20 protein-coding genes are annotated in these 23,465 nt (G+C 71.4%); 13 read left to right on the top strand and 7 right to left on the bottom strand.

Annotated elements, in window-relative coordinates:
* Positions 1 to 420: 420 nt before the first annotated feature.
* Positions 421 to 1,167 (top strand): Fic family protein, encoded by a 747-nt coding sequence (locus ABD289_RS05305; RefSeq protein WP_344127186.1) that lies wholly within the window; start codon positions 421 to 423, stop codon positions 1,165 to 1,167.
* Positions 1,164 to 2,099: a nucleoside hydrolase gene (locus tag ABD289_RS05310; protein WP_344127188.1), complete on the top strand. Its 936-nt coding sequence runs from the start codon at positions 1,164 to 1,166 to the stop codon at positions 2,097 to 2,099. Before ABD289_RS05305 ends, ABD289_RS05310 begins: the two co-directional genes overlap by 4 nt.
* 147 nt (positions 2,100 to 2,246) lie before the next feature.
* Here ABD289_RS05310 and ABD289_RS05315 read toward each other — a convergent pair whose 3' ends face one another.
* Both ABD289_RS05315 and ABD289_RS05320 read right to left on the bottom strand, forming a co-directional pair.
* Positions 2,247 to 3,158, bottom strand: a complete 912-nt coding sequence (locus ABD289_RS05315) for an N-acetylmuramic acid 6-phosphate etherase (RefSeq protein WP_344127190.1) — start codon at positions 3,156 to 3,158, stop codon at positions 2,247 to 2,249.
* The gene (locus tag ABD289_RS05320) at positions 3,158 to 4,099 is read right to left on the bottom strand and encodes a MurR/RpiR family transcriptional regulator (RefSeq protein WP_344127192.1); all 942 of its coding nucleotides are present in this window, start codon (positions 4,097 to 4,099) and stop codon (positions 3,158 to 3,160) included. The genes ABD289_RS05315 and ABD289_RS05320 overlap by 1 nt, the downstream gene beginning before the upstream one ends.
* Positions 4,100 to 4,212: 113 nt before the next feature.
* Between ABD289_RS05320 and ABD289_RS05325 the strand changes: the two genes are divergently transcribed.
* A complete protein-coding gene (locus ABD289_RS05325; RefSeq protein WP_344127194.1) occupies positions 4,213 to 4,566 on the top strand; it encodes a hypothetical protein in 354 nt (117 codons plus the stop codon).
* On the opposite strand, the gene ABD289_RS05330 is transcribed toward ABD289_RS05325, so the two are convergent.
* The 4 genes from ABD289_RS05330 to ABD289_RS05345 form a co-directional block, all read right to left on the bottom strand.
* A complete protein-coding gene (locus ABD289_RS05330; RefSeq protein ID WP_344127196.1) occupies positions 4,567 to 6,303 on the bottom strand; it encodes a serine hydrolase domain-containing protein in 1,737 nt (578 codons plus the stop codon). It abuts the gene before it with no gap.
* 9 nt (positions 6,304 to 6,312) lie between these two features.
* The gene (locus tag ABD289_RS05335; protein WP_344127198.1) at positions 6,313 to 7,548 is read right to left on the bottom strand and encodes an exo-beta-N-acetylmuramidase NamZ family protein; all 1,236 of its coding nucleotides are present in this window, start codon (positions 7,546 to 7,548) and stop codon (positions 6,313 to 6,315) included.
* Between the two features lie 5 nt (positions 7,549 to 7,553).
* Positions 7,554 to 9,326 (bottom strand): glycoside hydrolase family 3 protein, encoded by a 1,773-nt coding sequence (locus tag ABD289_RS05340; RefSeq protein ID WP_344127200.1) that lies wholly within the window; start codon positions 9,324 to 9,326, stop codon positions 7,554 to 7,556.
* A 587-nt stretch (positions 9,327 to 9,913) separates the two neighbouring features.
* Positions 9,914 to 10,756, bottom strand: a complete 843-nt coding sequence (locus ABD289_RS05345; RefSeq protein WP_425564572.1) for an HAD family hydrolase — start codon at positions 10,754 to 10,756, stop codon at positions 9,914 to 9,916.
* Between the two features lie 677 nt (positions 10,757 to 11,433).
* On the opposite strand from ABD289_RS05345, the gene ssd reads away from it, so the two are divergent.
* The 8 genes from ssd to ABD289_RS05385 all read left to right on the top strand — a co-directional run bounded on the left by ssd (position 11,434) and on the right by ABD289_RS05385 (position 17,304).
* A complete protein-coding gene (gene ssd / locus ABD289_RS05350; RefSeq protein WP_344127204.1) occupies positions 11,434 to 12,531 on the top strand; it encodes a septum site-determining protein Ssd in 1,098 nt (365 codons plus the stop codon).
* Between the two features lie 169 nt (positions 12,532 to 12,700).
* Positions 12,701 to 13,885: a TadA family conjugal transfer-associated ATPase gene (locus ABD289_RS05355; RefSeq protein WP_425564573.1), complete on the top strand. Its 1,185-nt coding sequence runs from the start codon at positions 12,701 to 12,703 to the stop codon at positions 13,883 to 13,885.
* A complete protein-coding gene (locus tag ABD289_RS05360) occupies positions 13,879 to 14,658 on the top strand; it encodes a type II secretion system F family protein (RefSeq protein ID WP_344127206.1) in 780 nt (259 codons plus the stop codon). The genes ABD289_RS05355 and ABD289_RS05360 overlap by 7 nt, the downstream gene beginning before the upstream one ends.
* Entirely contained in the window at positions 14,655 to 15,347 is a 693-nt protein-coding gene (locus tag ABD289_RS05365; RefSeq protein WP_344127208.1) for a type II secretion system F family protein, read from the top strand. The genes ABD289_RS05360 and ABD289_RS05365 overlap by 4 nt, the downstream gene beginning before the upstream one ends.
* Positions 15,348 to 15,426: 79 nt before the next feature.
* Complete coding sequence (locus ABD289_RS05370; protein ID WP_344127210.1) at positions 15,427 to 15,618, top strand: DUF4244 domain-containing protein; 192 nt, start codon at positions 15,427 to 15,429, stop codon at positions 15,616 to 15,618.
* Complete coding sequence (locus ABD289_RS05375; RefSeq protein ID WP_344127212.1) at positions 15,618 to 15,986, top strand: TadE family type IV pilus minor pilin; 369 nt, start codon at positions 15,618 to 15,620, stop codon at positions 15,984 to 15,986. The genes ABD289_RS05370 and ABD289_RS05375 overlap by 1 nt, the downstream gene beginning before the upstream one ends.
* Complete coding sequence (locus tag ABD289_RS05380; RefSeq protein WP_344127214.1) at positions 15,983 to 16,360, top strand: Rv3654c family TadE-like protein; 378 nt, start codon at positions 15,983 to 15,985, stop codon at positions 16,358 to 16,360. Before ABD289_RS05375 ends, ABD289_RS05380 begins: the two co-directional genes overlap by 4 nt.
* A 290-nt stretch (positions 16,361 to 16,650) precedes the next feature.
* Complete coding sequence (locus tag ABD289_RS05385; RefSeq protein WP_344127216.1) at positions 16,651 to 17,304, top strand: bifunctional DNA primase/polymerase; 654 nt, start codon at positions 16,651 to 16,653, stop codon at positions 17,302 to 17,304.
* Between the two features lie 85 nt (positions 17,305 to 17,389).
* Here ABD289_RS05385 and ABD289_RS05390 read toward each other — a convergent pair whose 3' ends face one another.
* Entirely contained in the window at positions 17,390 to 19,759 is a 2,370-nt protein-coding gene (locus ABD289_RS05390) for a DEAD/DEAH box helicase (protein ID WP_344127218.1), read from the bottom strand.
* Positions 19,760 to 20,263: 504 nt separating this feature from the next.
* Here ABD289_RS05390 and ABD289_RS05395 point away from each other — a divergent pair.
* Positions 20,264 to 22,576, top strand: a complete 2,313-nt coding sequence (locus tag ABD289_RS05395) for a sodium-translocating pyrophosphatase (protein WP_344128052.1) — start codon at positions 20,264 to 20,266, stop codon at positions 22,574 to 22,576.
* A gap of 154 nt (positions 22,577 to 22,730) precedes the next feature.
* On the top strand, positions 22,731 to 23,369 hold the full coding sequence (locus ABD289_RS05400; protein WP_344127220.1) for a hypothetical protein: 639 nt from the start codon (positions 22,731 to 22,733) through the stop codon (positions 23,367 to 23,369).
* The last annotated feature ends 96 nt before the right edge of the window (positions 23,370 to 23,465 follow it).

Below are 23,465 nucleotides of genomic sequence, written 5' to 3' on the forward strand. Positions count from 1 at the left end.
CGTCCGCTGCGGCGTACAGCGCCGACGTGGCGTTGGCCTGCGCCGCGAACTCCTCGGACGGCGGGAAAGTCCTGCTCTCGGTCAGCAGGTTGTCGAGCGTGTTGCTCTGCCCGTCGGGCTGGCTCATTGCCGAGAACCTCCCTTTGTAGGTGTACGCAGTGCTGAACGAACCGTAATGCGATCTCGCTCACCGCGACAGAGGCTTCGCTCAATTGGTTCAGACCAATTGGGCAGAACGGACTCGACCCGTGCGCGCCGGATTCGCGGTTAATCGATCATTCGATCGGTGGCCTGCAGTAATGACGTCGTCACGGGAGGCGACCTCCAGGTCACTGTGGCACAACTCGCACTCGCCCACGCGCGCGGGTTCTCGCTCCCGCGCGCGGGAGCGGCGGGCGTTCCCAGGTAGCGTTCGGCGGCGTGACTGACAAGCCATCGCTGGCGCCGCTGCTGGAGCTCGACGGGGTCTCCGACGCCGTGACCACCGCCCGCGCGGCCATCGACGAGGTGCACCGACACCCGGCCAACCGCCGCGGCTGGCCGACCACCGCGGCCGAGGCCTCGGTGCGCGCTGCCCGCGCGTCGGCCGCCGTGGCGGGCGGCGCTGCCGAGATCCCGGAGTCCGGCGAGGTCAGCGACCCGCTGCTGGCCGGTTCGCTGCGCGTGGCCGAGGCCATGGGCACGCTGCTGCCGACCTGGCAGCGCGCGCCCCTGCAGGCCCTGGCCAGGATGCACGTGCTTGCCGCCGCCGATCTGGTCGACGATCCCGACGAGCTCGGTCGTCCGCACCCGGACCCGGTCATCTCCGAGCGCCTCGACCTGCTCTCCCAGATCGTCGCCGAGCCGCAGGCCCACGGCGCGGGTCCGGTGCTGGCGGCCGTGGTGCACGGCGAGCTGCTCGCGCTGGCGCCGTTCGGCCAGGTCAACGGTGTGATCGCGCGCGCGGCCGCACGGCTGAGCGTGATCGGCAGCGGACTGGACCCCAAGGGGCTCGTGGTTCCGGAGGTCGCCTACTTCCGGCGGCAGGAGGACTACGCGGAGCGCGCGCTGGGCTTCGCGACCGGGGACCCGGACTCGGTGGCCTCCTGGATCGTCTACTGCTGCGGTGCCCTGGAGACGGGTGCGCGCGAGGCCGTGTCCATCGCCGACGCCACCCAGGAGGGATGACCCCGGTGAAGAAGGTCCTCATCGACTGCGACCCGGGGATCGACGACGCGCTGGCGCTGACCCTGGCGCACGGATCGCCGGAGCTGGACGTCGTCGGCGTGACGACCGTCGGCGGCAACGTCGAGCTGGCGCACACCACCGACAACGCGCTGCGGCTGCGCGACTTCCTCGGCATGAGCGCGCCGGTCGCGCGCGGTTCCGGGCAGCCGCTGGTGGCCGAGCCGGTCAACGCCCCGGCCGTGCACGGTGTCGCGGGCCTCGGCGAGGCGCAGCTGCCCGCCGCGCGCACCGAGCTCGACCGGCGGCACGCGGTGCAGCTGATCATCGACGCGCTCGCGGCCGCACCGGGCGAGATCGGCCTGGTGGCCACCGGCCCGCTGACCAACATCGCGCTCGCGCTGCGCACCGAACCGCGCATCACCGAGTGGGTCGCCGAGTTCACGATCATGGGCGGCGCCTACACCCGCGGCAACCGCACTCCCGCGGCCGAGTTCAACGTCCTCGCCGACCCGCACGCCGCCGCGGTGGTGTTCGACGCCGACTGGACCACGACGATGGTCGGGCTGGACCTCACCCACCAGGCCCGCGCCACCGCCGCCGTCCGCGAGCGCTTCGCGGGGCTCGGCAGGCTGGAGACCGAACTGCTCAACCCGTGCCTGGACTTCTACGGCAAGCACCCCAGCTACCGGGAACTCGGGCCGGCCATCCACGACGCGTGCGCGGTGGCCCACCTCATCGACCCCAGCTTGATGACCACCGTCCCGGCTCGCGTCGACGTGGAGACCCAGGGCCGCTTCACCACCGGCATGACGGTCACCGACTTCGGCTCGAACGACCTCAACGCCCTGGTCGCCACCGAACTGGACGTGGAACGGTTCTGGACCACCCTCGCAGCAGCCTTCCAAAACGCCGAAGCCCAACTGCCGGCCTGAGGGTCCCCGGCTGCTGGTCGGTCTCACCTCGCGTACGTGGTGGTGACAGTTTTGCCTATAACTGTCCGGACATTTCGGGCGCCGGCGCCTCACAGTTTTAGGCAAAACTGTCGCGTCCGCTGCTCGGGTGCCGCCGTCGGGAGGGTGCTAGCCCCGGAGGTTCTGCAGGGCTTCCCGAACGTGGCCGTCTGCCAGGGTGAGAGCTGCGGCTGAGCGCTCGACGTCCGCGCCGGAGAGCAGGTGGACCAGGGCGGTCTTCAGATCGCCGCCCGCTGCGGTCAGCGCTTCCGCGCAGGCGGCCTCGGGAGCGCCGGTCGCCTCCTGCAGGATGTTGATCGTCCGGCCGCGCAGCTTGGCGTTGGTGGCCAGCATGCTGACCATGAAGTTCGAGTACACCCGCCCGAGCCGGATCATCACCGCGGTGGAGAACGACGTCAGCACCAGCTTCTGCGCGGTGCCCGCCTTCATCCTGGTCGAGCCGCTGATCGGTTCCGGCCCGGTGTCGACCGGGATCACCACGTCGGCGGGCACCTCGCCCGGATCCGGGTTCGAGGTCACCAGCGCAGTGCCCGCGCCGAGCTCGCGGGCCGCCCGCAGCGCGGAGATCACGTAGGGAGTGCGGCCGGAGGCGGCCAGGCCGACCACGAAGTCCTTGCTCGTGGCGGCCTCCCGGATCTCCCGCGCGCCGGACTCCCCGTCGTCCTCGGCGTTCTCGACGGCCTGCTGGTAGGCGTCCTGCCCACCGGCCTGGTGCGCGACGAACCAGTCCGGCGGGGCGTTGAACGTCGGGACCAGCTCCGCGGCGTCGAGCACGGCCAGTCTGCCGGAGGTCCCGGCGCCCACGTAGTGCACCTTGCCGCCCGCGCGCAACGCGGCCACCGCGAGGTCGACGGCCTCGGCCAGTTCCGGCAGCACCCTGCCGACGGCTTCCGGAACGGTCCGGTCCTCGACGTTGAACAGCCGCAGGATCTCCTGCGTGGGCAGCAGATCGATGTCGCGGGTGTCGGGATTGACCCGTTCGGTCGGGGAAGCCACGCGGATCGCGTCGTCCCGGCTCATCACGCCTCCTCCGGTTTCGCGGCCGGCATCTCCTTGTGCCTGCGCCGATCGGGGCGGCTGCCGAGGCGATGCCCGGCGACCGCTTCGTACGTGGCTTCCAGCGCAGCCTTGGTCTGGTCCAGGTGGCGCTGGGCGACCCCGATGAACAAGCAGTCGATGACGGTCAACTGCCCGATCCTGCTGGACATCGCACCGGAGCGGTAGGTGGTTTCGCGAACCGCGGTGGTCAGCACGTGATCGGCGACCTCGGTAATCGGGGAGCGCGCGAAGTTGGTCAGCGCTGCCGTGGTGGCGCCCCGGTGCCGGGCTTCGCGCAGCGCCTCGACGGTTTCGGCGGTGGCGCCGGTGTGCGAGATGCCGATCGCGACGTCGTCGGGGCCGAGCACGGCCGCCGAGGTCAGCGCCGTGTGGGTGTCCGACCACGCGAATCCGGTCAGCCCGATGCGGTGCAGCTTCTGCTGCAGGTCCTGGGCGACGAAGGAGCTGGCCCCGACGCCGTAGATGTCGATGCGCCGGGCTGCGGCCACCGCGTCGACGAGCGCTTCCAGGGAATCCGGGTCGAGCTGCTGGGCGGTCTCCTCGACGGCCTTGGCGTCGGTGTAGCCGATCTTGGAGATGATCTGCGTGATGTCGTCGTCCGGCGCGATGTCGCTGCCGAGTTCGCGGTCGCGGGTGGACGTGCGCGCGGTGTCCGCGGCCAGCGCGATCCGCAGGTCCGGATAGCCGCCGACGCCGATGGCCTTGCAGAACCGGGTCACCGTGGTCTCGCTGGTGCCCGCCGCCTCGGCGACCTCGGTGATGCTGCGGCGCGAGATCGAGGCCGGATCGGCGAGCACGATGTTGGCCACCCGTTGCTCGGCCCGGGCGAGACCGGGCAGCAGGGAACGAATCTGCACGAGCGGACTGGACTCGTTCGATTCTGGTGTGTCGCCGGTGACCATGTGGGAAACTTACTAACCGCCTGTTGTGCAGGTCAATGCGTATCCCCCGGATGCCCGCCCGATGGACGGGGCAAACCCGTGGCGAGGTTGCATCCTGGCAGAACCACCCCGCGATGGTCCGGATCGACGAGGTTCATCTGATCGCAGCACCACGCGAGATCGGCGGAAACGCGCGAACCACCACCATCGCCGCACGTGCTCGTCCCGCGCTGGGCGGCAGTGGATGGTCGTCGCAACACCGAACGGGACCAGGGCCAGGCGGTCCGCGAGACGCTGGACGACGGGCGCTGCTACCTGCGCCGAACCGCGCTTCGAGCCGACGCACCCCGGAGGCCACCGCCTACTCCTGCTGCGAGTGCGAGCAGGAGTTCGGGCGCCCGGACGTGCTCGTCGCGGGCACGGGCGGCGTCATCTGCTCGTCGTGCGGGACCACCGACAAGACCGGTGCGCACGTGCTGCCCGGCTGATCAGCGGGTGGCCTCGTGCCAGCCGTCCGGGTGCAGGCGGTCCGCTTCCACCTCGCCGTCGAGCAGTGTTCGCTGCCTGTCGGCGGCGCGGATGGCGTCGAGATTGACCCCGCGGCCCTCGTAGTTCTCGTCCAGCGAGTAGCGCATCCGGAGCCGCACCCGCTCGCCGGGCTCGGCCGGGACCTCGGCGCGGACCTTCCACCAGGCGCGGTGGCCCGCGCCCGCCAGCTTCTCCTGCGGTCCTTCCGGCGCGCCCCTGCCGGAGGCGGTCAGCGGCACCGGCCGCCAGTCCTCGCCGTTCGCGCTGGATTCGACGGTGAGCGCGTCCACGCCGTCACCGTCCTGCTGGGTGTCCACGAAGGCGTCGAAGGAGAGCTGGATCGGGCCCGCCGCCGGTCCGAGCGGTTCGGTGGTCATCGTGGCGGCGGCCGGGGCGTACCAGGACGCCGTGCCCTTCCTGGGCGGGACCGCCAGCGCGCGGGCCATGCCCTGGGCGAGCGCCTGCCGGGACGGGTTGTTGGAGCCCCAGCTCCGGGACGGGTGCACTCGGTTGGTCAGCAGCACCGCGATCGACCGGGAAGCCGGGTCGATCACCAGGGACGTTCCGGTGTAGCCGGTGTGGCCCGCCGAGCGCGGACCGGACAGCCCGGCCATGTACCAGCGCTGGTCGAGCTCGAAGCCGAGGCCGTGCGAGTGGCCGGGGAACTCGCCGTTGAAGTTGGTCATCAGCTGGTCGGTCCGGTGCGCGGAGAGGATGCGCTCCCCGCCGTAGGCGCCACCGTTGAGCAGCGCCTGACCGAGCACCGCGAGGTCGTCGGCGGTCGAGAAGATGCCTGCCTGGCCCGCGACGCCGCCCAGCGCCCAGGCGTTCTCGTCGTGCACCTCGCCGCGGACCATGCCGCGCGGCGGGTCGGCCTGGAACTCGGTGGCCGCGATGCGGTGCAGCTTCGACTCCGGCGGGTGGTAGCCGGTGTCCGACATGCCCAGCGGTTCGGCGATACGCTGCTGCACCACCCGGTCCAGCGGCTCGCCCGCGAGCCGGGAGACCAGCACGCCGAGGGTGATCATGTTCGGGTCGGAGTACTCGTAGTGCGTGCCCGGGCGGTGCTCCGGGGCCAGGTTCATGACGTGCGGAATCCGCTGCTCCGGCGGGAGCTTCCACAGCTGGACGATGGACGGCAGACCCGAGGTGTGGGTCAGCAGCTGCCGCACCGTGATGGCTTCCTTGCCGTGGTTGCCGAACTCCGGCAGGTACCGCGCGACCGGTTCGTCGAGCCGCAGATCTCCGTCGTCGGCGAGCTGCAGCGCGGCCACCGAGGTGAACAGCTTGGTGATCGAGGCGACGTCGAAGATCGTGTCGGGCCGCATCGGTTCTTGCTCGCCCGCGGGCAGTTCCGCGCCCTCGCCGTCGGCGTAGCGCAGCTGCTTGCCGACCGCCTCGCGGTGCACCACGATCCCGTCGTGCGTCAGCAGGCTGACCGCACCGCCGTACATCGGGTGCTCGCGGCCCGGTGTCTTGCCCGCCCACGCGTCCAGCTGCCGCTGCGCGGCCTCGATGGGGGCCGGGTCCAGGCCCGCCCCGGCAGGAGTGCCTTCCAGCAGCCTGGTGCCGGGCGGTGCGAAGCCGGACTTCGGCCGGTCGAAGTGCCCGGCGGCGCCCCCGGGCGCGGCCGAGGCCGACCCGGCCAGCGCGGTGACCGAAAGCAGCGCCACCGCGATCAGAACCGTCCTGCCCATGCGTGCCCCCTAGCGGTACAGCAGATAAGGATCGCGTTGGCGGCGGAAACCCACGACGTCCTCGTGCCACGGATCGACGATCTCGGAGATGTCCGCACCGGCGTCGATCTTCTTGCGCAGCCGGTCGGAGCCGGACAACTTATCCACCATCCCGTCACCCCGCCAAGCGAACACCTGCGGGTACAGGCGGCGGGCTGTGACCAGCATCGCAACTGCGACGCGGATTGGATCGACGGAACCGCTGCGGTGGATCTGCACCCCGCCGCAGGTCTGCTCGGCGTGCTTGGAGAAGGTCGGCACGAAGTAGGTCTCGCGGAACCGCACGCCGTCCAGCTTCAGGGCGTTGAGCTCGTCGGCCCACCGCCAATCGATGCCCGGTGCGCCGATGATCTCGAACGGCCGGGTGGTGCCGCGTCCTTCGGAGAGCACGGTGCCTTCGAACAGGCCGGTTCCCGGGTAGACCGCGGCGGTGTCCGGCGTGGGCATGTTCGGGCTCGGCGGTACCCACGGCAACCCCGTGTCAGCACCGCGGCCGCGCCAGCCCTCGGCGCGGATCACGTGCAGCTGCGGCAGCCGCTCGGGGAGGTACTCCCGGTCGAAGAGCCTGGAGAGCTCGCCGACGGTCATGCCGTGCTGCTGCACGATCGGCAGCCTGCCGACCCCGGAGGCGAACGCCGGATCCAGCCGCGGACCTGCCACCAGCCCGCCGATCGGGTTCGGCCGGTCCAGCACGGCGAAGCCGAGACCGAGCCGCTGCGCGGCCTGCATCGCGGTGAACATGGTCCAGATGTAGGTGTAGAACCGGGCGCCGACGTCGGCGATGTCGAACACGACCTGCTCGACGCCGGCCTTGCGGAACATCTCGGCCAGCTGCGCGGCGTCGGCGCCGTAGGCGTCGTAGACCGGCAGCCCGGTGCGCGGGTCCCGGTAGTCGCCCTCCGAACCGCCTGCCTGCGAGGTGCCGCGGAAGCCGTGCTCCGGGCCGAAGACACCGACGATGTCCACCGCGCCGCTGTCCTGCATCGCGTCCACCACGTGCTGCAGCGAGCCCAGGATGCCGGTCGGGTTGGTGACCACACCGATCCGGCGCCCCCGCACGTCCGAGAAGTCCCGCCCGGCGAGCACGTCCGCGCCGGTGCGCACCTCCCCGGGGCCGGGCTCGGCGGCGCAGGCCGAGGTCGCTGCGAGTCCGGCGGCCGATGCCGCCGCGGAGGCGGTCAGGAACCGCCGACGATTGATTCCCATGTCGCTCACCAGGTCAGGCCGAAGCCGAACGGGTACTTCTCGCTGCCGGGCCGGTCGGCGTCCGGGACCGCGACCGGCAGCTTGCCGGTCGGGGAGGTCTCGCCGAAGAGCACCTTGGTCAGCGACTCCATCGCCACCGCCTTGTCCGAGTAGGTCGCCACCCAGGCGGGGGCGTCGACGTGCCCGGCGTCGTAGGGATCGCGCACGGCGACCGCGACGACCGGCTTGCCCGCCTGCTTCAGCCGGTTCACCAGGTCCAGCTGCGCGGCGTTGTCGGAATCCCACGCGGCGTTGGTGAGCACCACGGTGACGTCGTTGTCCGCGGCCTGCGCGACGGCCCGGTCGATCTGCTGCGGCGTCGGCTGCTCGCCGGTCGGCAGCGCGGTGCTGCGCGGGCCGCGTGCGCCGATGTCCTCCGCGAGCGCCGCGGTCGCGTCCTCGCCCGCGCCGGTGACCAGCACCTCGGCCGGATCCTCCAGCGGGAGCACGTTCTCGTTGCGCAGCACCGTGGTGCTCCGGTCGGTGATCTCCTCGGCGATGGCGCGGTGCTCCGGCGAACCGACCTTCGAGCCCACCTGCGAGACGTCGGTGAACGGGTCGGCCAGCACGCCGCGCTTCTGCTTGAGCTCGAGGATCCGGCGGACGCTTTCGTCGATGCGCTGCTCGGTGAGCCGCCCATCTCGCACCGCGGCGAGGACCCCGTCGATGGCAACTTGGAGGTTTTGCGGCATCAGCAGCATGTCCGCGCCCGCCTGCAGCGCCAGCACCGGGATCTCGCCGTCCGGGTGCTGCTCGCGCACGCCCTGCATCTGCAGCGAGTCGGTGACGACCACGCCCCGGTAGCCCAGCTCCGCACGCAACATGCCGCCCAGCACGGTGCGCGAGAGCGTGGCCGGGTTCCCGGAGTCGTCCAGCTTCGGAACGACGATGTGCGCGCTCATCACGGAGTCGGTGCCCGCTTCGATGGCCGCGGCGAACGGCGGCTTGTCCAGGCGCTCCCACTGCTGCCGGTCGTGCTCGATGACCGGCAGGCCGGTGTGGCTGTCGGTGGCGGTGTCACCGTGGCCCGGGAAGTGCTTCACCGAACCGGAAACACCGTCCTCGCCCGCGCCCTGGTACCCGCGCACCTGCGCGGCGGTGAGCTCGGCGGCCAGCGCCGGGTCGGAGGAGAACGACCGCACGCCGATCACCGGGTTCTGCGGGTTGACGTTCACGTCGCCGTCGGGGGCGAAGTTCATGTTCAGGCCCATCGCGCGCAGCTCCCGGCCGGTGATCTCGGCAGCTCGGCGGGCGTCCTCGGGACTGCGGGTGGCGCCCAGCGCCATGTTGCCCGGGAACTGCGTCGCGGGCTCCCCGATCCGGGTGATCTTGCCCTGCTCCTGGTCGGTGGAGATCAGCAGCGGGACGCGACCGCCCGAGTTGATCGCCGCGTCCTGCATCCCGTTGGACAGCCGCGCGATCTGCTCCGGCCCGTAGAGGCTGTTCGTCCAGCTGAAGTGCACGATGCCGCCCAGGTGGTACTTGCGGACGACCTCGGCGGGGGTGTCGACGCCGAACTCCTCGCGATTGGCCGGGTCCGCCGTGTTGGCCGTGCGGCCGTAGGCGTAGGTGACGAACAGCTGCCCGACCTTCTCCTCCAGGGACATCTCGCGGAGCAGCTCGTCGGCGGTCTGCGGCCGCGGCGACACGGCGCTTCCGGTGGTGGTCAGCGTGGCAGCACCGACGACCAGCGCGCTCAGCGCGATCACCGCGCGTCGGGTACGGGACTTCAGGGGCACGTCGGCCTCCAGCGGGGGCGGAGTGAGCGGGGTGGGGACTCCGCCGGGCGGAAATAGTTCACCGGGAACGCGATGTAGTTCGGAAGTTACTCACACCGCATTCCCAGGTCAACGACGTGACCACGATTTCACGCTGATCCATTCCGGCGAATCCAGCCCTCGCGGCTGCGCTCCTTCGCGGGGAGGGCGCGTGCGGGAAGACCGCACAATGACGGCGGGACCACCGAATCGATCGGCGGCCCCGCCTCCTCGCGCGAGTGCTCGGGTTACCAAGCGTGCTCTGTGCTCGTAACTTCCGGGCTAGGCGTCCGGCGTCCCGGTACGCAACCCTGTTTACGCTCAGCCTTATCTGCGGCGACGCGTGGGTGCTCCGAGCCTCGCGCACGGAGCCTGTGTCGGGGTGGACGTTACTTCTCCTCCGTAACGTCCCTGGCCAACCAGGGTCCGTGCTTCCTTTGTAGTCCGTGATGGCGGTCACTGCAAGGGGTCGGTGCGCTACTGGCGCAGGCCCTCGTCGCCGCTGCCGGCCGCGGTCGCTGCGGGCCGCGACGACCTCCCCGGCCGTCCCGCCGGACAGCGCCCGCGACCTACTGGCGGCGCTTCCACGCGCGCACGCCCCACCAGGTCGCCGCGCCTGCGGCGGCCACCGCCCCGAGACCGACGCCCGCGGCCGTGACGGCGGCGCGCGACGGGGTGGGGATGCGGGCGCGCAGCGAGACCGGGTGCTCGAAGGCCAGCGACGGCCACTCGCGCTGCACGGCCTCCTTGCGCAGACCGCGGTCCGGATTGACCACCGTGGGATGGCCGACCGCCTCCAGCAGCGGGAGGTCGGTGACCGAGTCCGAGTAGGCGAAGCTCTGCGCGAGGTCGTAGCCGTGCTCCTCGGCGAGCTCGCGGGCGGCGATCGCCTTGTTCTCGTGCGAGCAGTAGAACTCGACCTCGCCGGTGTAGCGGCCGTTGCCGACCACCATGCGGGTGCCGGCCCAGTGATCGGCGCCGAGCAGCTTGGCGATCGGTGCGACGACCTCCTGCCCGGAGGCGGACAGCACCACGATGTCGTGGCCCTGCTCCTGGTGATCGCTGATCAGCTGGGTGGCTTCCTTGTAGACCAGCGGATCGACGATGTCGTGCAGGGTCTCCTCCACGATCGCGTTGACCTGCTCGACGTCCCAGCCGGTGCACAGCGAGGTGATGTGCGCGCGCATCCGGTCCATCTGGTCGGCGTCGGCTCCGGCGAGCATGAACACGAACTGCGCGTAGGCGCTCTTGAGCACCGCGCGCCGGTTGATCAGACCTTCTTGGAAGAACGGTCGGCTGAAGGCCAGCGTGCTCGACTTGGCGATGATCGTCTTGTCCAGGTCGAAGAACGCGGCCACCCGGGGTCCGGTGGCCTCGGCTGGAGTCGCGGGCTCAGTCACGCCGCACAGCATACGAGTCGCTTCGCGGTTGTTCGCTGCGGCGCCGTGTGGCGTCCGGGAAATTTTCACACACCGTGCGTACGTGAAGCCGATCTTATCTCGTTGGGTTGTTTTGATAACTCGATGGAATGGTTCGAATGTGATCTATTGGCACTGCGCGCAGGGATGTTCCCTCAAATGGACGGGGGGCATTCGAGGGGATCTGAGGGATACAGTGTGGGGCGGTCCGGCGATGCCGGATCAGTTCAGCTCGACCCCCCGGAGCTGAACTGCCGACGGCCCCCGCCCCCTCCCCCCTGGCGGGGGTCGTCCTGTCTTCACTCCGCCGAACTCGCGCGTCCGGCAGCAGTGGCAGCCATCGCGCGTTCGGCCATCCTTCCCGCTCGCTGCGGCGGCCTCCGCGCGTCGCGCCCGGCCTCGCCGACGTGCCGGGGCGCGTGAGCTCACCCCTCGCCGAGACCGGTTCCGGATTGCGCGCTTCGGCGTCCCCACCCGATCAGGTGGTGGTTTTGCTCGCGAGTTATCCACATCGACCTGGGTTGTCCACAGATTTCGAGAATCGCTTGGTTTTCGTGGCGCGACTGCCGCATTTTGGCTCTCGCGCCGCCATTCGCGGTGGTGCGCTGCTTCTTTCGGTGCAACCGAGAGGTGGCTTCTTGCTGAGATCTTCTAACCCGGGGAGGGCTGTCATGGTCGACCGCAGCAGCGGTGTCGTCGAGCCCGTGCTGGTGATGCGCGAACCGGAATTGGCCGAAGAGGTCTCCCGGTTGGCCGCGGCGTCCGGCAGCGAGTTGCGAAGGGAACCGCGGTTGCCTCCCGCGGCCTGGCGGGAGGCGCCGCTGGTGCTGATCGATGTGCCGACCGCGGAATCCTGCGTTGCGCAGGGACTCCCGCGCAGGCGCGGGGTGGTGTTGCTGTCCCGGGAACCGGCCGAGCGGTTGTGGCGGGTCGCCTTCGAGCTGGGGGTCGAGCGGGTGCTGGAACTGCCCGCCGCCGAGGCCGAGCTGATCGAGCTGCTGGCGGATCCCGGCGAGCCCGCCAGCGACGGCACGACGCTGGCCGTCGTCGGCGGGAACGGCGGGGCAGGGGCTTCCGCGCTGTCCACGGCGGTGGCGGCGGCCGAGGCGCGAAGCGGGCGGCGAGCACTGCTGCTGGACTGCGATCCGCTCGGCGGTGGGCTCGACCTCGTGCTCGGGCTGGAAGGCGTCGACGGGCTCCGCTGGTCCGGGCTGGCCGTGGACACCGGGCGGTTGGGCAGCGGCGCGCTGCTGTCGGCACTGCCCAAGCAGCGGGTCGGCGACGGGGAACTGGCGTTGCTGTCCTGCGATCGCGACGTGCCGCCGACCGGACTGTCCCCGGACGGCGTTCGCGCGGTGCTCGACGCGGGGCGGCGAGCCGGGACGACTGCGGTCTGCGATCTGCCGGGCGATCTGGGGGCAACGGCCGAGGCGGTGCTGCGGGAGGCCGACATGGCGTTCGTCGTGGTCACTGCTCAGGTGCGGGCGTGCGCAGCGGCCGCGCGAGTCGTCGCCGAGGTGCGCGAACGCTCCGGCGTACCGGTCCGGTTGGTGGTGCGCGGGCCGGCACCCGGCGGCCTGCGGAACGCGGACGTGGCCGAGGCGGTGGACGCTCCGGTCCTGACCGGGATGCGACCACAACCGGGCTTACCGCTCGCCACCGACCGGGGCGGCGTGCTCGGCGCGCTTCGCCCGCGCGGCCCGCTCTCGCGCGCCGCGCGGGACGTGCTCGCCGAAGCGGCGCTGGTGCGCGAGTCCGCACCGGTCTGACGCCCTCGGCCGGCGGGTGGTGGATGCGCCACCGCCGGGCCGTTGCTCGTTCCCCTCGCGCCCGGTCCCGGCCGGGGAGCGCGAGTACTGGCCCGAACTTCCCGATGCCGCGGATCGATCCGGTGGATCGGTGCCGTCGGCATGCCGGATCTCGAAAGGGAGGAAAGCCATGTCCAACTCGTCGGCCGTGGACGGGCGGTTGCTGGCGCGGGTGCGCAACCGCCTCGTAGGAGGCGGCGCGCCGGTGACCCCGGCCGCGGTGGCGGCCGCGGTGCGGGCCGAATCCGACGGGCTGGCCGCGGACGCCGATGTGCTCGCCACGCTGCGCGCGGTGCAGCAGGAGTTCTCCGGTGCCGGGGTGCTCGAACCACTGCTGGAGGACCCCGAGGTGTGCGACGTGCTTGTGACGGCCCCGGACCGGGTGTGGGTAGACCGCGGTGACGGGCTGCGGCGGGCCGCCGTGCGGTTGCCGGACGAGGATTCGGTGCGCAGGCTCGCGCAGCGGCTGGCGATGTCCACCGGGCGCCGGCTGGACGATGCCCAGCCGTGGGTCGACGCCTGGCTGCCGCAGAGCGGCGCGTCGGGTGCCGTGCGGCTGCACGCCGTGCTGCCACCGGTGGCCGGGGACGGCACCTGCATCTCGTTGCGGGTCTTGCGCCCCGCCGCGCACGACCTCTCCGCGCTGCGCGAATCCGGCGTCTTCGACGACGAGCTCGGCGCGGTGCTGCGCGACATCGTGGCCACCAGACTGGCCTTCCTGGTCGTCGGCGGCACGGCCAGCGGCAAGACCACCTTGCTGGCGGCGATGCTCGGCGAGGTCGCCGACGCCGAGCGCGTCGTGTGCGTGGAGGAGGCGGCCGAACTGCGGCCCCGGCATCCGCACGTGGTTCGGTTGCTGACCCGGCCCGCCAACGTCGAGGGCGCGGGTGAGATCGGCGTCCGCGACCTGGTCCGCCAGGCGTTGCGGATGCGCCCGGACCGCCTGGTGGTGGGCGAGGTCCGGGGCGGGGAAGTGCGCGAGCTCCTGGCCGCCATGAACACTGGCCACGACGGCGGTTGCGGCACGCTGCACGCGAACTCGCCGCGCGAGGTCCCCGCTCGGATGGAAGCTCTCGCGGCGCTGGCCGGACTGTCCCGCGAGGCGTTGCACGGGCAGCTCGCGGCGGCCGTCCAAGTGGTCCTGCACGTGCGCCGCACCGCGAGCGGCAGGCATCTCGCGGGCATCGGCGTCCTGCGCCGGGACGACGAGCGGGTGCGCGTGGTGCCCGCTTGGCAGCGCGACACCGGCTGGACCGAGGGCCGGGCCGACCTGGCCGAGCTGCTGACCGCACGGGGCGGTGAGTCGACGTGCTGAGCCTGGTGGCGATCGCAGCGGCCCTGCTGTGCTGGCCGCAGCCGTCGGTTCGCGACCGGCTCCGGCTTCCCGCGAGCAGCAGGGGCTTGCGGTTCGCGAGCTGGGTCGCTCCGGCAGGTGCGGGCGCGCTCGGCCTTGCTCTCGCGGGGCCAGCCGGTTGCTGCGCGGCGGTGGCCGGGTCGCTGGTGGCGGGCAGGCAGTGGCGCGCGCGGCGCGCGGGCGAACGAGATCTGCGGCTGTCCGACGAGTTCGCCGAGGGCCTGCGACTGCTGGTTGCCCAATTGCGCGCGGGCGCCCATCCGGCGATCGCGGCCGAGGACGCGTCGGCCGAGTCCGGGCCTGCCGTGGCCGGGTTGTTCGGGGATCTGGCCGCCACCGCGCGCCTCGGTGGCGACGTCACGGCGCTCCCGCTCGTTGCCGCCTCGCCCGGCCTGCGCGCGTCGCTGGGGCGGCTCACCCGGGCCTGGGCGCTGGCCGAACGCCACGGAGTGGCGCTGGCTGACCTGCTCGATGCCGTCCGCCGGGACCTGGAGCGGCGCACCGCCTTCCGCCGCGAGGTCGAGGCCAAGCTGGCCGGGCCCCGCTCGACGGCAGCGGTGCTCACCGGGCTCCCGCTGTTGGGGCTGGTCTTCGGCGAGCTCGCGGGAACCCGGCCGCTGGAGGTGCTCGCCGATGGTTTGCTCGGTCAACTGGCGCTGCTGACCGGCACCGCGCTGCTGATCGCCGGAGTGCTGTGGAGCGAGCGGCTGATCGGGGCGGTGGTGCGGTCATGATCGCGGCGTGCGCTTTGACGGCGGTGGCATTGCTGCTGCTCCCGTCCGGCACCACTCGATGGCGGCTGCGGGCGTTGCGTCCGCAGCCGGAACGGCCGTCGGTACGCCGCCCCGGCCGCTGGTTACCACCGATCACCGCGGGACTGCTGGCGTTCCAACTGATCGGCCCGGCCGGCCTGCTCGCCGGTCCGCTCGCCGCAGTGTTCCTGCACCGCAGGCGGCGGCTGATCGCCCGCGCCGAACTGCGCGCCGATCCGCTGATGCTCGCTGCCGGTTGGGATCTGCTGGCTGCCGGAATGCGGGCCGGGCTCCCGGTCCCGGTGGTGTTGCGCGGCGTCGCCGCCGAACTGGGTGGTGGTACGCACCGGGTGCTGCACGAGGTTGCCGACCATCTCGCGCTGGGCTCGGACCCGGTCGCCGGTTGGGAACCCGCGCTCGAACACCCGGACACCGCAGAACTCGCCCGCGCCGCACGACGAACGGCGCGGACCGGCAGCGCACTGGCCGAGGTAGCCACCGACCTGGCCGAACGCTGCCGCGGCCGGGCGGGCGAACTCGCCGAGGCCCGCGCTCAACGCGGCGCGGTGTGGATCTCGGCTCCGCTCGGGCTGTGCTTCCTGCCCGCCTTCCTGTGCCTCGGCGTGCTTCCCGTCGTGCTCGGGATGCTGCGCGATACCCCGGTCCTCTGAGCAGCGCCGCGTACCTCGACGGCGCCCGTTCCTCGGCGCGTCGCTCGCAATACCTCGAAACCCCGTCGAAGGAGGAGAAATGCGCAACCTGATCAACCGGATCGCGCTGGCCGTGCGCGGCGACGAGGCCATGTCCACGGCCGAGTACGCCGTTGGCACGCTCGCCGCGGTGGCGTTCGCGACCACGCTCTACGGGGTCGTCACCGGCGATTCCGTCAAGGACTCGCTGACCGAGCTCGTCGAACGCGGACTGCAGGGCGGTGACCTCTGATGCGCGCCCGGCGCCCTCCGGTGCCGCCCGGCGCCGGAGCGGACCGGGGCGCGGTGACCGTCGAAGCCGCCCTGGGCATCTGCTCGCTGGTCGTGGTGTTCGCCCTGCTGCTGCACGGCGCCGGGGCGGTGTTCGACCAGCTGCGCTGTCAGGACGCGGCGGTGGAGGCCGCCCGGCTGTTCGCACGCGGTGATCGGGAGCGCGCCGAACGGGCCGTGCGCGCGATCGCCCCCGATGAGGCGCGGCTGAGCACCGAGGTCACCGGTGATCGGGTGGACGTCGCGATCACCGCCCCGCTGCGGTTGGTGCCCGGCCGGTCGCTCCGGGCGCGGGCCACCGCCGTCCTCGAGCCCGGGTGGCGACCGTGATCGGGGACCGGGGCGCGGCGACCGCCCTCGCGGCCGTGCTCTCGCTCGCGTTGCCCGTCCTGCTGTGGTTCGCGCTCGCGCTCGGTGCGGCGACCGCCGCTCGGCACCGGGCCGAGGGCGCCGCCGATCTGGCCGCACTGGCCGCGGCCGCCCGCGCGTCGATGGGGCAGGAGCGCGCTTGCGCGCGGGCGCGGCAGGTCGCCGAGGCGATGAACACCGCTCTCGACGAGTGCCGGACGAGCGGTCGACGGGCTCGCACCAGAGTCTCCGCAGCACCACCGGAAATCCTCGGATTCGGCCGAAGACCCAGCGCACGAGCGCATGCGGGGCCCATTGCGCCGGGTACCCCGGACCTAACGACGAGCGGTCGATAAGCGGCACCGAACACCCCGGGCGGGTCCTCCGGAACACCTCGGACGATCCCTTTGGCGCAGTTGATCTTTCGGTCCGGGTGTCGGCGGACGGACGCTCACCGCCACCAACCGACCGGTCGTCGACGGCCTCTGTACGGCGTGGGGGCGCATGCCGTTGATTGGAATGTGTGAGCGCGGCGAGCCCAGGTTCACCGCGAACCGAGGCCCGAAGGACAACGGAGTCCCGGGCCGGGCGGTCTCCCCTTGCCGCCGGGCCCGCGGTCACGCAAGGAAGCAAGGAGGCGGAGCAAATGCAACGGTCTGCGGAGAGGTGGCCCAGCGCCTTCCGCGGCGTCCCGGCCCACCCGGCCGGGTTGACCAGCAGCCGGATCGACCTGCGCGTGCAGGCAATCGACTTCGCGTCGCGCGGTTGGCCGGTACTGCCCGGTACCTACCCCGACGGACAGGAATGGGTCGGCCACGTCGGTCGGCGCAAGCACGGGCCGGCCCCGGTCCAGCGCGACTGGCAGGCCAAGCGGGGCGCGAACCTCGACGACATCATGTCCTGGTGGGACGAGCAGCCCTACAACCTGCTGGTGACCACCGGGGCCGTGCTGGACGCGATCGAGGTCGATGCGCACCTCGGGTTCCACGCGGCAAAGGTGCTGCGCGCCAGTGGTTTTCCGGTGCCGATCGTGTCCACCCCGACGGGCGACTGGTACTTCCTGATGTCCGCGGGCGGCACGCTCTCGAGCGAACTCGCCGAGCGCGGCGGAGTTCGGTTGCACGGCAACGGGAGTTGGGTGCCGCTCCCGCCGTCGAGCTACCCCGGCGGCGCGGTGCACTGGCGGGTCAAGCCCGAGGTGTGCGCCTGGAAACTGCCCACTTCGGACTTCGTGCAGGACGCGCTGCTCGAAGCCCTCGATCCCGAGAACGTGGCGGAACCTCTCGCTGCGGGCAGGTGACGACCAGCCTGCCGGTCGTGCTGGCATCGCCGGATTTCGGTGGACCGCGCCCCACGGGCTACCCCGACCCGGCCGAACGCTCCGCTTAGCGCTGCGTCCGGCCGGGTAGCCCGGCCGAACTGGCGATGCCATCCCCGAGCACGCCCGACACCGCATCGAGAACAGCCACCGCCCCTGCCTTGTCCAGCGGTTCGTTGCCATTCCCGCACTTGGGCGACTGAACGCAGGACGGGCACCCCGCCGGGCAATCGCAGGACGCGATCGCCTCCCGCGTAGCGGCCAGCCATGGGACCAATGCGGCAAACCCGCGATCGGCGAATCCGGCCCCTCCCGGATGACCGTCATGCACGAACACCGTTGCCTCCCCGGTGTCGGCATGCAGCGCGGTGGAAACCCCGCCGATGTCCCATCGATCACAGGTCGCGAACAGCGGTAGCAGGCCGATCGCCGCGTGCTCGGCAGCATGCAGCGCGCCGGGGATGCGTGCCGGTTCCAGACCGGCGCTCCCCGGCGCGCTGCTCACCAGCAGTTCGTCGTCGACGGTGTACCAGACCGCGCGAGTGCGCAACGTCTGCGCGGGCAGGTCCAGCGGAACCTGGTCCAGCACCTCCCCCGAGGGGCGCTTGCGCAGATAACCGATGACCTGGGAGGTCACTTCGACCTCCCCGAGGCACACCGCGACCCCCGCTCCCGTGTCGTACCGCTCCGCGGTGTCCAGGACCGCGATGTCGATGGTGTTGCGCGGCGAGGTCGTCCAGTCCGGGTCCTCGGCGTGCACCAGGGCGATCGCCGAATCCAGGTCTAGTTCGTCGACCACGAACGACTCGCCCCGATGCAGGTAGACCGCGCCCGGGTGCACTGTGGACGGAGCGGAGTCCTGGTCCACAGTCCCGAGCATCCGCCCGGAGTCGCCTTCCACCACCGCGATCGGCGGCCCTCCGGACCCGCGCAGCTCGACGCCCGCGTGCGGGCGTTCCCGCGAGGTCCAGAACCAGCCGCGCGGCCGCTTGCGCAGCACGCCTTCGCTCGCCAGGGACTCGACGGCGCGGCGCGCCGCGTCGCCGCCGAAGATCTCGAAAGATCCCTCGTCCAGCGGTAGTTCGGCCGACGCGCAGGCCAGGTGGGGCTCGAGGACGTACGGGTTGGTGGGGTCGAGCACGGTCGTCTCGACCGGGCGCTCCAGGATCGAGTCCGGGTTGTGCACCAGGAAGGTGTCCAGCGGGTCGTCGCGGGCGACGAACAGCACGAGCGCCCCCTCGCCGTCGCGGCCCGCCCGGCCGGCCTGCTGCCAGAACGACGCGAGCGTGCCCGGGTACCCGGCGACCACCACCGCGTCCAGGCCGGAGATGTCCACGCCGAGCTCCAGCGCGTTGGTGGTGGCCACCGCGCGCAGCTCCCCGGAGAGCAGCGACCGTTCGAGCTCGCGCCGGTCCTCCGGGAGGTAGCCGCCCCGGTAGGCGGCAACCTTCTCCGGCAGCGACTCGTCCACTTCGGACAGCGCGCGCTGGGTTTGCAGGGCGGCGATCTCGACGCCGCGTCGCGAGCGGATGAACGCCAGCGTCCGCGCGTCCTCGATGACGAGCTCGGTGAGCACCCGCGCGGCTTCCGAACCGGCTGCCCGGCGCACCGGAGCGCCGTTCTCGCCGGTGACCTCCTCCAGCAGCGGGGGCTCCCAGAAGGCGATGGTGCGGGCGCCCCGAGGGGAGCCGTCGTCGGTGATCGCCCGGCAGGGCACGCCGGTGAGCCGCTCCGCCAGGTCGGCGGGGTCCGCGACGGTGGCCGAGGCCAGCACGAAGACCGGGTCGGCGCCGTAGCGCCGGGCGATCCTGCGCAGGCGGCGCAGCAGCAGCGCGACGTGCGAACCGAAGACGCCCCGGTAGGTGTGGCACTCGTCGATCACCACGTGGGTCAGCCTGCGGAAGAAGTGCGCCCAGCGCTCGTGGCCGGGCAGCAGGCTGAAGTGCAGCATGTCCGGGTTGGTGTAGATCCAGCGACTGTGCTCGCGGATCCAGTCCCGCTCCACCCGGGGAGTGTCACCGTCGTACTTGGCCGGGCGAACATCGGGTATGCCCAGCTCGACCAGTGCGCGCAGCTGGTCGGCGGCGAGTGCCTTGGTGGGGGAGACGTAGAGCGCCGTCGACTTCGGGTCCTCGAGCAGGCCGGTCAGCACGGGCAGTTGGTAGACCAGCGACTTGCCGGACGCGGTGCCGGTGGCGACCACGGCGTGCTGCCCGTCGTGCACCGCCTGGGCACCCTCGATCTGGTGCGTCCAGGGCTGTTCGGCGCCGCGCTTCTGGAACGCCTCGACGACCTGCCGCGGAACCCAGTCCGGCCACGGCGTGGTTCGCGCCGGGCGAGCCGGGTGGTCGGCGACGTGCGTCACCGGCGACTTCTCGACCGGGACGCCCGCGAGGGCGCGGCGGAGGAGACGACTGCCCTTCTGCTCGGAACCCACCCCAGGAGCTTTACACAGCCGGGGGACACGAGGTCGTCAGGTCCCCCGGCGGCCCCGAGGGCCTCCGTTCGGGTGCTCCCGGGCCGATGGCGTCGAACGGGCTTTCAGCGGGCGGAACGCCCCTTGCGGGCGCGGTTATGGCGCCCCCTACCTCATGTCCCCTGATCGGGCCAAATCCAGATGTGTCCGTTCGGGGCATCAAGTTCCGATCTTGATCGATCATTTGGTAACGAATCCGCACGTCGAGGAGAGTCGCACATCACACCGTGAAGTAAGCCACTTGATGTCTGAATAGACTGCCGAGCCACGACGTCGCCACGGACGGCCATCGGATGATTACCGGTCGTACCGGGCGGGGCCGCCTACCGCGCATCGGAGCCCGGTAAGTGCGTGCGGGCGATCCGGTGCTGAACCGAGCACAACCCAGGAGGACGGATGTCCCTGCTCACCCCGGTCCAGCAAGGCTGGGCCCAGGGCGCTGCACCACCGAGTTCGTCGCCCCGGATGGACCTCGCCCAAGGACACTCCGGAGCGATCCAGCTCGGCGGCGGCGACTACGCCGTCGTCGGTGTCGTCATGGTGATCGCGCTGGCAGCGCTGGCCTTCGGCTACGTCCTGATCAAGGAGGTGCTGGCCGCCGGGCAAGGCACGGCGAAAATGCAGGAGATCGCCAGAGCCGTGCAGGAAGGCGCCTCGGCGTACTTGAACCGGCAGTTCCGCACCTTGACGATCTTCGCCGTGGCGGTGTTCCTCGTCCTGTTCGCGCTGCCGGCCGAGACCATCGGCGAGAGCATCGGCCGATCGATCTTCTTCCTGCTCGGCGCGGCCTTCTCGGCGAGCATCGGCTATCTCGGCATGTGGCTGTCCACCCGCGCGAACGTCCGGGTCGCCGCCGCGGCGCGGGAGTCCGGAACGGGCCGGGAGAAGGCGATGCGCGTGGCCTTCCGCACCGGCGGCGTGGTCGGCATGATGACCGTCGGCCTCGGCCTGTTCGGGGCCTCGCTGGTGGTGCTGGTCTACGCGGGCGGTGCGCCGCGGGTGCTGGAGGGCTTCGGCTTCGGTGCCGCTCTGCTGGCCATGTTCATGCGCGTCGGCGGCGGCATCTTCACCAAGGCCGCGGACGTGGGCGCCGACCTGGTCGGCAAGGTCGAGCACAACATCCCCGAGGACGACCCGCGCAACGCCGCCACGATCGCGGACAACGTCGGCGACAACGTGGGTGACTGCGCGGGCATGGCCGCGGACCTGTTCGAGTCCTACGCGGTGACGCTGGTGGCCTCGCTGATCCTGGGCACCGCCGCGTTCGGGCTGCACGGTCTGCTGTTCCCGCTGATCGTGCCCGCGATCGGCGTGCTCACGGCGGTCATCGGCGTCTACATCACCAAGGCCCGCAGCGGCGAGGGCGCGCTGACCGCGATCAACCGCTCGTTCTACATCTCGGCCGGGATCTCGGCGGTGCTGTGCGCCGTGGCGGCCATGCTGTACCTGCCGAGCACCTTCGCCGCGCTCGAGGGGGTCTCGGCGAACGTCCGCGGCACCGAGGGCAGCCCGGCGCTGATCGCGCTGGTCGCGGTGATCATCGGCATCCTGCTCGCGGTGGTCATCCTGAAGCTGACCGGGTACTTCACCGCCACCGAGCACCGTCCGGTGCAGGACGTTGGCAAGTCCGCGCTGACCGGTCCGGCGACCGTGATCCTGACCGGTCTCTCGGTCGGTTTCGAGTCCGCCGTCTACACCGCACTGGTGATCGCCGCCGCGGTGCTGGGCGCGTTCCTGCTGTCCGGCTCGCTGGCGGTCGCGCTGTTCGCGGTGGCGCTGGCCGGTTGCGGTCTGCTGACCACCGTCGGCGTGATCGTCGCGATGGACACCTTCGGCCCGGTCAGCGACAACGCGCAGGGCATCGCCGAGATGTCCGGCGACGTCGAGGGCGATGGGGCGTCGATCCTCACCGAGCTGGACGCGGTGGGCAACACCACCAAGGCGATCACCAAGGGCATCGCCATCGCCACCGCGGTGCTGGCGGCCACCGCCCTGTTCGGGTCCTACACCGATGCCATCGGCACGGCGCTGGCCGACCTGGCGGGCAAGCTCTCCACCGAGGAGTTCTTCGTCTACGCGCCGAACGTGCTGGTCGGCGTGATCATCGGTGCTTCGGTGGTGTTCCTGTTCTCCGGGCTGGCGATCAACGCGGTCTCGCGCGCCGCGGGTGCGGTGGTCTACGAGGTGCGCAGGCAGTTCCGGGACAAGCCCGGGATCATGGACGGTTCGGAGCGCCCCGAGTACGGCAGGGTCGTGGACATCTGCACCCGCGACTCGCTGCGCGAGCTGGCCACGCCCGGTCTGCTGGCGGTGCTGGCGCCGATCTCGGTCGGCTTCGGGCTCGGCGTGGGCGCCCTGGCCGGCTACCTGGGCGGTGCCATCGCCGTGGGCACCCTGATGGCGATCTTCCTGGCCAACTCCGGTGGCGCCTGGGACAACTCCAAGAAGCTGGTGGAGGACGGCTACCACGGCGGCAAGGGGTCCGAGGCGCACTCGGCCACGGTCATCGGGGACACCGTCGGTGACCCGTTCAAGGACACCGCCGGCCCGGCGATCAACCCGCTGCTGAAGGTGATGAACCTGGTGTCGGTGCTGATCGCTCCGGCCGTCGTCTACTTCGTGGTCAGCGATTCCGCGATGCACCAGACCGTCCGCGTCGCCATCGCGGTGGTCTCGGTGGCGGTGATCGTGGCCGCCGTGGTGATCTCCAAGCGGCGTTCGACCGCGATCGCCGAAACGGACACCGAGGACAAGGCTCCCAACGGCGCCGCGACGTAGAAAATCGCAGGTGGACGGGCGTCACCTCGTTCGCGGGGTGACGCCCGTCGTCGTGCGCAGCCGGTTCGCGAGCGGGGCCGGACCCGGTGCTGTCGGGGCGGGCCGACGTGCGACAGTCCGGACTGCAGGGCGAAGGCAACTCCTAGGAGTGCGCATGAACATCCGTACGACGTCGGTGGCGGTGCTCGCCGCGATTCCACTGGCGCTGTCGGCCTGCGGCACTCCGCAGGCGGGCGCTCCGGAACCGAAGGCTCCCACCGCGGAGCAGGTCCAGTGGGCGGGCAAGATGTGCGGCCTGGTCACGGGCTTCTCGGAGCAGCAGAAGCAGCTCCCGAAGGTGGACAAGACCAACACCCAGACCGTGAAGGACTCGGTGATCCATCGGCTGGACACCGCGAGCGGGGCGGCCGACGACACCGTGAACGGCCTCAAGGGCCTGGGCCCGGCTCCGATCCAGGGCGCCGATCAGGTCAACCAGAGCTTCCAGCAGGGCTTCGGCGAGGTCCGCGACGTACTCGAGCAGGCCCGCGCGGTGGCCAAGCAGATCGACGTCAACGACAAGCAGAAGTTCAACGAGGGCATCGGCGCCCTGCAGGACCAGCTGAAGAAGAGCAACCAGATCGACCTGGGCAGCAAGTTCGGCAAGCTCGAGCAGAACCCCGAGCTCAAGCGCTCCGCCGAGCGGGCGCCGGAGTGCAAGCCCTTCTTCCAGCAGAAGCCGCAGCAGCAACAGCAGCCCGCTCCCCAGCAGCCGGCCCCGGAGCAGCAACCCCCGGCCAACAAACCCGGCTAGTCCACCGAACGAGTGATTTTCAGATTTCCCTGGAAATCGGGCCCCGGATTTCCCTGGTTTTCGGGGTCCGATTACCGGGAATCGCGGGCCTTGCGG

Source organism: Saccharopolyspora halophila (genome assembly GCF_039531955.1).
Taxonomy (GTDB): Bacteria; Actinomycetota; Actinomycetes; order Mycobacteriales; family Pseudonocardiaceae; genus Saccharopolyspora; species Saccharopolyspora halophila.

Coding starts and splice junctions, on each gene's coding strand:
- ABD289_RS05325 (WP_344127194.1), top strand. CDS start 4,213: ATGGTCCGGATCGACGAGGTTCATCTGATCGCAGCACCACGCGAGATC.
- ABD289_RS05320 (WP_344127192.1), bottom strand. CDS start 4,099: ATGGTCACCGGCGACACACCAGAATCGAACGAGTCCAGTCCGCTCGTG.
- ABD289_RS05315 (WP_344127190.1), bottom strand. CDS start 3,158: ATGAGCCGGGACGACGCGATCCGCGTGGCTTCCCCGACCGAACGGGTC.
- ssd (WP_344127204.1), top strand. CDS start 11,434: ATGGTCGACCGCAGCAGCGGTGTCGTCGAGCCCGTGCTGGTGATGCGC.
- ABD289_RS05335 (WP_344127198.1), bottom strand. CDS start 7,548: ATGGGAATCAATCGTCGGCGGTTCCTGACCGCCTCCGCGGCGGCATCG.
- ABD289_RS05355 (WP_425564573.1), top strand. CDS start 12,701: ATGTCCAACTCGTCGGCCGTGGACGGGCGGTTGCTGGCGCGGGTGCGC.
- ABD289_RS05330 (WP_344127196.1), bottom strand. CDS start 6,303: ATGGGCAGGACGGTTCTGATCGCGGTGGCGCTGCTTTCGGTCACCGCG.
- ABD289_RS05385 (WP_344127216.1), top strand. CDS start 16,651: ATGCAACGGTCTGCGGAGAGGTGGCCCAGCGCCTTCCGCGGCGTCCCG.
- ABD289_RS05400 (WP_344127220.1), top strand. CDS start 22,731: ATGAACATCCGTACGACGTCGGTGGCGGTGCTCGCCGCGATTCCACTG.
- ABD289_RS05375 (WP_344127212.1), top strand. CDS start 15,618: ATGCGCGCCCGGCGCCCTCCGGTGCCGCCCGGCGCCGGAGCGGACCGG.
- ABD289_RS05365 (WP_344127208.1), top strand. CDS start 14,655: ATGATCGCGGCGTGCGCTTTGACGGCGGTGGCATTGCTGCTGCTCCCG.
- ABD289_RS05345 (WP_425564572.1), bottom strand. CDS start 10,756: ATGCTGTGCGGCGTGACTGAGCCCGCGACTCCAGCCGAGGCCACCGGA.
- ABD289_RS05310 (WP_344127188.1), top strand. CDS start 1,164: ATGACCCCGGTGAAGAAGGTCCTCATCGACTGCGACCCGGGGATCGAC.
- ABD289_RS05370 (WP_344127210.1), top strand. CDS start 15,427: ATGCGCAACCTGATCAACCGGATCGCGCTGGCCGTGCGCGGCGACGAG.
- ABD289_RS05395 (WP_344128052.1), top strand. CDS start 20,264: ATGGACCTCGCCCAAGGACACTCCGGAGCGATCCAGCTCGGCGGCGGC.